Genomic DNA, 9058 nt, shown 5'->3' on the forward strand with positions numbered 1-9058 from the left:
CGGGATATTGAATGTGGAGCCTGCGTTGCTCTTGAGCGCCTTGGCAACCCGGAACGAGACGATGCTGGCGGTCAGGTTATGGTGCCAAGGGCAGGCATAGGTATTATATTCTTCGATGTTGAATGTGTGGTCGGGGCGTAGTTTCAGCCCCTTTTGCGCACGAAACAGGCCGATGCGGTCGATCTTGCGCCGGCTTTCGGGCACATGTTCTTCGAATCGCCAGCGCAGGCCGCCGAAGAAATCATACTGCCGGTCCAGCGCCTGCCCGTTTTCAAGCTTGCGGGCGAGCGCGAAATACCCCGAGCGATCAAGCATCGCTTCAGACAAGCACACGGCATCAGGGTTTTTTTCAAGGTCGGCTGCGTAAAGATCGACCACATAGGTCAACATCGCATCGCGTCGTTCCTCGGCGTGAAAAGCCAGAAGCTCGGCCAAGTTGCGCGTTTCGCTGAAGGGATAAAATAGGTACTCGGCGTTGTAGCAATAGTGCAGCCAAGTGGTTTCGGGGCAGGCGGCGATCAGCGGGTTTATCGCGCGCGTCAGCGCATCCGGGCCGCGCAGATCGAAGGGGATGCGATGCACGACAGCGGCCAGATCGGCGGGCACCTGCCAGCCGGATGGCGCATAGGCAAGTACGGCGCGAGCCCCTATGCGAAGCTGGTGGCGGATCGTGCTTTCAACCTCGACCAGATCTTCGATCAGCACAACGCCGATCGGGCCGCGCGCCAGCACCGCCCGACCCGATTCTAGAAAAGCCTCAAGTGAAGGGTGGTCCATCTACCTGCCCGTGCGGTTGTGTCGCCAAGATCATGCAAGCGCGGCGCGATTGCAAGCCGGGTGCCAAGGCTTGCCGTGCGGTGCTGCACGCAGTATCAGGCGCAACGCGAAAGGGGGCGCAATGTCCGACGCCGAAAAGCCAAAGACCGGGGTGGGGGCGAAAAAGCTCCACATCAAGACCTACGGCTGCCAGATGAACGTCTATGACAGCGAGCGCATGGCCGAGGCGATGGGCGCGGAAGGCTATGTGCTGACCGACAGTCCCGATGGCGCCGATATGGTGTTGCTGAACACCTGCCATATTCGCGAGAAGGCGAGCGAAAAGCTGTATTCCGATCTTGGCCGCCTCAAGCCGCTGAAGCTGGCCAACCCCGATCTGAAAATCGGCGTGGCAGGCTGCGTTGCGCAGGCAGAGGGTGCCGAGATTCAGCGTCGTATGCCGATTGTCGATATCGTGGTGGGCTCGCAAGCCTACCACCGCCTGCCCGCCATGACGCGCGCGGCGGATGCGGGGCAGAAAAGCCTCGACACCGAGTTTCCGGCCGAGGACAAGTTCGAACATCTGCCAGCGCGGCCCATGCAAGGGCGTCCGGCGGCGTTTTTGACCGTGCAGGAAGGGTGCGACAAGTTTTGCGCCTTTTGCGTTGTGCCCTATACGCGGGGGGCCGAGGTCAGCCGCCCGGTAGCGCGGATTTTGGCAGAGGCGCGGGGGTTGGTGGCGCGGGGCGTGCGCGAGATCACGCTATTGGGCCAAAACGTCAACGCCTACCACGGGGTCGAAGATGGCGCGGATTGGGGGCTGGCGCGGCTAGTGCGGACGCTGGCGCGGATCGACGGGCTAGAACGCATCCGCTACACCACCTCGCATCCCAATGACATGGAAGCCGATCTTATTGCCGCGCATGGCGATGAGCCAAAACTGATGCCTTATCTTCACCTGCCGGTGCAATCGGGGTCGGACCGCATCTTGAAGGCGATGAACCGCCGCCATACCGCAGAGGATTACCTGCGCACCGTCGAGCGGATTCGTGCAGCGCGCCCAGATATGCTGATTTCGGGCGATTTTATCGTTGGTTTTCCCGGTGAAACCGATGCCGATTTCGCTGATACGATGGCGCTGATCGAGGCGGTGGGCTACGGGATGGCCTATAGCTTCAAATACTCCGCCCGCCCCGGAACACCCGCGGCAGATCGCCCGCCCGTCGAAGGCGCGGTCGCTGATGCGCGATTGCAAGAGTTGCAGGCGCTTATCACCCGCCAGCAACGCGCCGTGCAAGATGGCATGGTAGGGCGAGAGCTTGGCGTGCTGATCGAGCGGCCAGGCCGCGTTGCCGGGCAATGGGTTGGCAAATCGGATTATCTGCACGCGGTGCATCTGGACGGTGCCGATCTTGCGCCCGGGCAACTCGTGCGTTGCAGAATCACCGAAGCCTGGACCAATTCTTTGGCGGGCGTTCTGCTGCGCTAAATGCTTGGCGCGTATGTTGCCAAGATTTTTCCATCTTCAATGCGATAAGCGACAACAATCCTAGTGTAGTTGTCTGATCTGTTGACGAATAAAATACAATATATTGGGATTCACACTTTCCATGCCGCGTGTTTTCGCTAATCTGCAGAAATAGAATGAGTATAGGCTTCGTAGGTGCTAACCTGCGAAGGCAATGGCTTAGGTGGAGGCGACCGCGGTGAGAACACGGATTTCCAAGTTTCTGAAGCCGAGTGCAGGTGGTGCCGCGGCGTGTGCATTGGCGTTGGCAACGCTTGCGGCGCCGGTATTGGCGCAACCGGTGGTTTCGGCAGAGCAGTACGTTCCCACCATCTGGATTGACCCGGATGGATGCGAACATTGGGTGATGGACGACGGTGCCGAAGGGTACATGGACAACCGCCTGACCCGTGACGGTCGCCCGGTTTGCCACCGCGACGTTTGCGGCGTGCTGCCAACCGATCAACTGTTCGAAACGGATCGCTACGTGGTCACTTCGACTGGGCGCAAGCAGTTGGAAAACTTCTTCCGCACAGCACAGGCCCGTAGCTTCATCATCTCGGGGCACACTGACAGCCGCGCGTCTGATGAATACAACATGGGCCTGTCGCAGCGTCGCGCCAATGCGGTCGCGGCGGTGGCACAATCGGTGGGTGCCAGCGTTTTGGCAGTGCAGTGGTATGGCGAGCGCTACCCGCGCGCCAACAACAATTCCGCCGCAGGCATGGCGCAGAATCGCCGCGTCGAGATTATTTGTGTGAAGTGAGGGGCCGGCAATGCGCGTGATCAATAGCTTTGTTCTACTCGCCGCCGTGCTCGGCACGACGGCTTGCACCGAGGTCGGCCCGGATAAGTCGATCGACCGTGGCGTCGATGACAAGCACTTGAGCCAGCTTCAGGCGGGTGTCTGGATCGACCCGGAAGGTTGCGACCACTGGATCATCGACGATGGCGTCGAGGGGTATCTGAGTGGAAGGCTTGATGATTACGGCAAACCGATCTGTTCGGGTGCCGGTTTGCCGAACCAGGCGGTGGGGCCGTTCAAGACGGGCAGCACTGTTCCCGACTCGCTCTGAGGTGCTTCGGGCTGATATTCGGGCCGTGCAGCGTTGCTGCGCGGCCTCTTTGTATCCATCACGTAAAATCTTTTGATGTGGGTGCGCTCTTGTGCACGCCACGCTTGCGCATTGGTTGCGGGCGGTTCACCATAAGCCCACAACCCCTAGCAAGGAGCCTCATTTGGGCCTGAGCGCCGTCCCCCCCCCGCCCCGCATGGCAGACGCGCATGAAACGCTGCTTGAGTTTCCCGACAACCGGCTGCTGATCAGCCTTTGCGGCCAATTCGACCGCAATCTGGCGCAGATCGAGCACAAGCTTTCGGTGCATATCTTGCGGCGTGGCAACCAGTTGGCGGTGGTCGGCCTGCCGGACGCACAGGCGCAGGCGGCTTCGGTGCTGGGCGCGCTTTATGCCCGGCTAGAGCAGGGCCGCGCGGTGGATTCTGATGAAATCGACGCCGCGATCCGGCTGGGCGAGTTCCGCTCTGAAGCGGTGCCACTGGATCAGCAACTCGAAATGTTCGAGGCGGGGCGCTACGAAATCCGCACCCGCAAAAAGCAGGTCGAACCGCGCACCGAGGCGCAGAAGGCCTATGTGAAGGCGCTGTTCACGCATGAGATGGCTTTCGGCATCGGGCCTGCGGGCACCGGCAAAACCTACCTTGCGGTGGCGGTGGGCGTAACCATGCTGATCGGCGGGCATGTGGACAAGATCATCCTCTCACGCCCCGCGGTCGAGGCGGGCGAGCGGTTGGGTTTTCTTCCCGGCGACATGAAGGAAAAGGTCGATCCTTACATGCAGCCGCTTTACGACGCGCTGAACGATTTTCTGCCCGCCAAGCAGCTGGCCAAGCTGATGGAAGAAAAACGCATCGAAATCGCGCCCTTGGCCTTCATGCGCGGGCGCACGCTGTCACAGGCCTTCGTGGTGCTTGACGAGGCGCAAAACGCCACGACCATGCAGATGAAGATGTTTCTCACCCGGCTTGGGCAGGGTAGCCGCATGGTAGTTACAGGCGATCGCACCCAGGTCGATCTGCCGCGCGGAACGGCCTCGGGGCTTTCTGATGCCGAACGTATTCTGACGGGCGTTGCGGGTGTCTCGTTCAATTACTTCTCGGCCCGCGATGTGGTGCGCCACCCCCTTGTGGCGCGCGTGATCGAGGCCTATGAGCGCGACGATGACGCTCGAGGTTGAAATTGTGTTTGAGGATGACCGCTGGCAGGCCTTTGGCCTGCGGGGTCTGGCCGACGTTGCGCTGGCCGCCGTGATGGCCGATCAGCGCATAGAGGGCGATTTCGCGGTTAGCCTGCTTGCCTGCGATGATGCCCGGATTGCCGAACTCAACGCCGATTTCCGCAACAAGCCCACGCCCACAAATGTGCTTAGCTGGCCTGCCGAGGCTTTGGCACCCGAACAGGAAGGTGCCGCGCCGTTCGCCCCCGATGCAGACGATCCGATGGGTGCAGAGCTTGGCGATATCGCGATAGCGTGGGAAACCTGCGTGCGCGAGGCGGTCGAACAAGGCAAACCACACACTGCGCATGTGACACATCTACTTGTGCATGGCATGCTGCATCTGTTGGGTTATGACCACATCCGCGAAAAAGATGCGGAGTTGATGGAACGATGCGAACAGCGCATCCTTGCGACACTGGGTATTGCAGACCCATATGAGATTGCCTGACGACAATATCGATCGGGTTGGTTGGAAAGGAACGATGGGACAGAGTGCAGATGGTCCGGGTGCCGCGCCAAGCGCGGCGGAGCCGGACGAAGGTGACAGTCACGCCGAACCGGGCGTGCGACGAGGTTTTTTTGACCGTATCCTGAGCAAGTTAAGCCCCGGTGACCCGGAATCTTCGGATATGCACGCGCTACAGTCGCCCGGCATACGCTCGCCAATGTCGCTGCCTGGGATGAGCAACCTGCGCCGGATGCGGGTTGAGGATGTGGCGATTCCCAAGGTTGCAATTGCTGCGGTGCCGGTGAGCATTTCACGCGACGATCTGGTTGATGTGTTCCGCGAGCAGGGTTTTTCGCGCATGCCGGTGTTCAAAGGCACGCTCGACAGCCCGCTGGGCCTTATCCACCTTAAGGATCTGGCACTGGAGCATGGCTTCACCCAAGGGACCCCACCGCGGTTCATGCTGCGCAAGTTGTTGCGTCCGCTGCTTTATGCGCCGCCTTCGATGCCAATCGGGGTTTTGCTGCAAAAAATGCAGCGCGAGCGTATCCACATGGCGTTGGTGATCGACGAATACGGCGGCGTTGACGGGCTTGTGACGATCGAGGACCTGATCGAGCAGGTGATCGGCGAGATCGAGGACGAACATGACGAGGCCGAGGACGGGTTCTGGGTCGTCGAGAAACCCGAGCAGTATCTGGTGCAGGCGCGTGCGCCGCTTGATGCGTTCGAAGGGGAAATCGGCATGAAGCTTGCTGATGCCGAGGAAAACGACGAGATCGACACGCTCGGCGGCTTTGTCTGCATGTTGGCGGGTCGGGTGCCCGCGCGCGGCGAGGTCATTCAGATGCAGGGCGGGGTCGAGTTCGAGGTGGTCGACGCCGACCCGCGGCGGGTCAAACGCCTTCGTGTGCGCCTGCCCGCAGCGGCAAAGGCGTGATCGTTAGCGCACTGCGGCGGGTTTTTGGCGCGGCCGCGCGGCCGCGCTGGCGCGTGCTGGCGGCATTGGCAGTGTTGGGCGCTGTTAGCGCGGCAGGGCAGGCGCCCCTTGGCTGGTGGTGGCTGGCGCTTCTGGGCTTTGCCGGGGTGCTGGTGCTGATCGGGGCCGAGGGCAGCACGCGGCGCATGGCTTGGGCGGGCTGGGCGGCGGGTGCGGGCTACGGCATCGCGGCAATGTTCTGGATCGTCGAGCCGTTTCAGGTAGAGGCAGATCGCTACGCTTGGATGGCACCTTTCGCGCTTGGGTTTCTGGCGCTGGGCATGGGGCTTTTCTGGGCCTTGGCAGCAGCGCTGGGCGGTGTGGCATCGGGGCGGAAAAGCTGGCTGCGCCCATTTGCGCTGGCTTTGGGTTTTGCCGCTTCTGACCTTTTGCGCGGCTATATATTCACAGGCTTCCCCTGGGCGCTCTTGGGTCATTCTTTCATCGACACCCCACTCGGCCAACTTGCGGCGCTGGCGGGGCCGGTGGGTTTGACGCTGATATTCACATTCGCGGCGGCTGCGCTGGCACAGCAGTTCTTGCCTGCGGGGCGTGGGCGCGCGCGGGTGACGCGCGCTGGTTTCACCGGTGCGGCGGTGGCGGTGCTGGCCGGTGGGTGGGCTTGGGGTGCTGCGCGGCTGGCCGAACCCGAACCTGTGCCTTCGCGTGACGTGGTGGTGCGGCTTGTGCAGCCCAATGCTACACAGGCGCTGAAATGGCAGCCCGAATACGCGCGCGAGTTCTTTTTTCGTCAGCTAGATCTGACCGCGGCCCCGGCGACGCGTCGCCCCGACCTGATCATCTGGCCGGAAACTGCGGTTCCGTTTCTGCTAGATGATCCCGGTGCGGGGCTAGAGATGATAACTGAGGCCGCCGCAGGCGTGCCGGTGGCGCTGGGGGTGCAGCGCAGCGAGGGGCGACGCTATTTCAACAGCCTCGTGCTGCTGGGCGCGGATGGTGCGATCGGCCCGCTTTATGACAAGTTTCACCTTACCCCGTTTGGCGAATACATTCCCTTCGGCGACACGCTTGCGCGTTTTGGCATTTCGGCTTTCGCAGCCCAGCAGGGGCACGGCTATTCGGCAGGGTCTGGCGCTGCGGTGCTTGACCTAGGCGCGCTTGGGCGGGTGCAACCGCTGATCTGCTACGAGGCGGTATTCCCCCAAGACCTGCGCGCAGCACCCGAACGGCCCGATTGGCTGATGCAGATCACCAACGATAGCTGGTTCGGCACGCTGGCCGGGCCGCAGCAGCATCTGGTGCAGGCGCGCTTGCGCGCCATCGAAACCGGGTTGCCGCTGGCGCGCGCCGCCAACACCGGCATTTCAGCGATGATCGACGCGCGGGGCCGTGTGCGGGCAGAGATTGCGTTGAACGAAGTGGGGTTTCTTGATGTGGCGCTGCCAGCCGCGTTGCCGCAAACGGCCTATGCGCGGCAAGGGGACGGCCCGATCTTGGCCTTTATTGTCGCGCTGATGGCGTTGGTTGCGACACTTGCGCGCTTGCCCATTGACCGCACCCGTCCGCACGCCTAGGTAGCGTTATCGACCGTCACAACGGCTTCCTGGCGTGACGGCGCAATTTAATGGAGCACTCCCCATGGCACGCGACAGTTATATTTTCACCTCCGAATCCGTTTCGGAGGGACATCCTGACAAGCTTTGTGACCGCATCTCAGATGCGGTGCTTGATGCATTCATCGCCGAAGAGCCCAATGCGCGGGTTGCGTGCGAAACTTTTGCCACCACCAATCGGGTGGTCGTTGGCGGAGAGGTCGGACTTTCAACCGAGGAAAAGACCAAGGAGTTCGTCGAACGGGTTGAGGATATCGTGCGCGACTGCGTGCGCGACATCGGCTACGAACAGGCGAAGTTTCATTGGAAGACGCTGAATGTTCACAACTTTCTGCACGAGCAATCGGCGCATATCGCGCAAGGCGTTAACCGTGACGGTGCCGGCGATCAGGGGATCATGTTCGGCTATGCGACCGACGAGACGCCAGAGTTGATGCCTGCCCCGATCCTTTATTCTCACGCGATCCTGAAGCGGCTGGCAGAGGCACGCAAATCGGGTGCCGAACCTTTGCTGCGGCCCGATGCAAAATCGCAGCTTTCCGTGCGTTACGAGCATGGTGTGCCGGTCGGCGTGGCGCAAATCGTGCTTTCGACCCAGCACGAAAGCGAAAACCAGAGCTCGCATGACATTCGTGCGATCGTCGAGCCCTATATCCTCGAAGTGCTGCCCGAAGGCTGGATCACGCCCGAAACCGAATGGCACGTGAACCCGACCGGCGCTTTCGTGATTGGCGGGCCAGATGGCGACGCGGGGCTGACGGGGCGCAAGATCATCGTTGACACTTACGGTGGTGCCGCGCCGCACGGGGGTGGTGCGTTTTCGGGCAAAGACCCGACCAAGGTGGACCGCTCGGCGGCTTACGCGGCGCGCTATCTGGCGAAAAACGTGGTGGCCGCTGGCCTTGCGAAACGCTGCACTATTCAGGTCAGCTATGCGATCGGCGTAGCACGGCCCTTGTCGATCTATGTCGATACCTACGGCACGGGCGCGGTGCCCGAGTTCGTGATCGAACAGGCCCTTGCCAAGGCGATGGACCTGACGCCGCGCGGCATTCGCGATACGCTGAAACTTGACCGCCCGATCTATGCGCGCACCGCCGCCTATGGCCATTTTGGCCGTGCGCCCGATGCGGATGGCGGCTTCAGTTGGGAAAAGACGGATCTTGTCGAAAAGCTGAAAGCGGCGATCTGATTCACGCAGTCAGGCCACCGCGCCTTGTGCGTTTGCGCCCGTCGCTGAAATGCGGCGGGCGCTTTCGTTTAGGCGCGCAGCAGGTCTGGTTGCTGCGGCTTTTCACAATACAGGCGCGATTTTCGCCGCGCCTGCGATCGTGGCGGTGCTTGACCTTGCGCCCTGCCCGGCCTAGTGGCGCGGTATGAGTGATATGCCCCCATCCGAACCGCCCGCGCGGCGCAATTTTTATGGCCGCCGCTTTGGGCACACCCTGCGGTCGTCGCAAAAGACCTATCTGGAAGAAGACCTCGCGGCGCTGCGC

At 61.7% G+C, this 9058-nt stretch carries 9 protein-coding genes and 1 riboswitch; of the genes, 8 read left to right on the forward strand and 1 reads right to left on the reverse strand.

What is annotated here, in order from left to right:
* On the reverse strand, positions 1-777 hold a 777-nt coding region (locus ABY403_RS09520), incomplete at its 3' end, for a hypothetical protein (RefSeq protein ID WP_372840555.1).
* 121 nt (positions 778-898) lie between these two features.
* On the opposite strand from ABY403_RS09520, the gene miaB reads away from it, so the two are divergent.
* The 8 genes from miaB (at position 899) to metK (ending at position 8754) form a co-directional block, all read left to right on the forward strand.
* Entirely contained in the window at positions 899-2245 is a 1347-nt protein-coding gene (gene miaB, locus ABY403_RS09525; protein WP_372840556.1) for a tRNA (N6-isopentenyl adenosine(37)-C2)-methylthiotransferase MiaB, read from the forward strand.
* Positions 2246-2462: 217 nt separating this feature from the next.
* Entirely contained in the window at positions 2463-3029 is a 567-nt protein-coding gene (locus tag ABY403_RS09530; RefSeq protein WP_372840557.1) for an OmpA family protein, read from the forward strand.
* Between the two features lie 10 nt (positions 3030-3039).
* Complete coding sequence (locus ABY403_RS09535) at positions 3040-3339, forward strand: hypothetical protein (RefSeq protein WP_372840558.1); 300 nt, start codon at positions 3040-3042, stop codon at positions 3337-3339.
* 196 nt (positions 3340-3535) lie between these two features.
* The gene (locus tag ABY403_RS09540) at positions 3536-4519 is read left to right on the forward strand and encodes a PhoH family protein (protein ID WP_372840559.1); all 984 of its coding nucleotides are present in this window, start codon (positions 3536-3538) and stop codon (positions 4517-4519) included.
* Positions 4503-5009, forward strand: a complete 507-nt coding sequence (gene ybeY, locus ABY403_RS09545; protein ID WP_372840560.1) for an rRNA maturation RNase YbeY — start codon at positions 4503-4505, stop codon at positions 5007-5009. The genes ABY403_RS09540 and ybeY overlap by 17 nt, the downstream gene beginning before the upstream one ends.
* A gap of 34 nt (positions 5010-5043) precedes the next feature.
* Positions 5044-5949, forward strand: a complete 906-nt coding sequence (locus tag ABY403_RS09550) for a transporter associated domain-containing protein (protein WP_372840561.1) — start codon at positions 5044-5046, stop codon at positions 5947-5949.
* Positions 5946-7523, forward strand: a complete 1578-nt coding sequence (lnt, locus tag ABY403_RS09555) for an apolipoprotein N-acyltransferase (protein WP_372840562.1) — start codon at positions 5946-5948, stop codon at positions 7521-7523. Before ABY403_RS09550 ends, lnt begins: the two co-directional genes overlap by 4 nt.
* 10 nt (positions 7524-7533) lie before the next feature.
* A riboswitch (SAM-SAH riboswitch) is annotated at positions 7534-7581 on the forward strand.
* A 6-nt stretch (positions 7582-7587) separates the two neighbouring features.
* On the forward strand, positions 7588-8754 hold the full coding sequence (gene metK / locus ABY403_RS09560) for a methionine adenosyltransferase (RefSeq protein ID WP_372840563.1): 1167 nt from the start codon (positions 7588-7590) through the stop codon (positions 8752-8754).
* Positions 8755-9058 lie beyond the last annotated feature (304 nt).

This window comes from Phaeovulum sp., from assembly GCF_041596715.1.
GTDB lineage: Bacteria > Pseudomonadota > Alphaproteobacteria > Rhodobacterales > Rhodobacteraceae > UBA6213.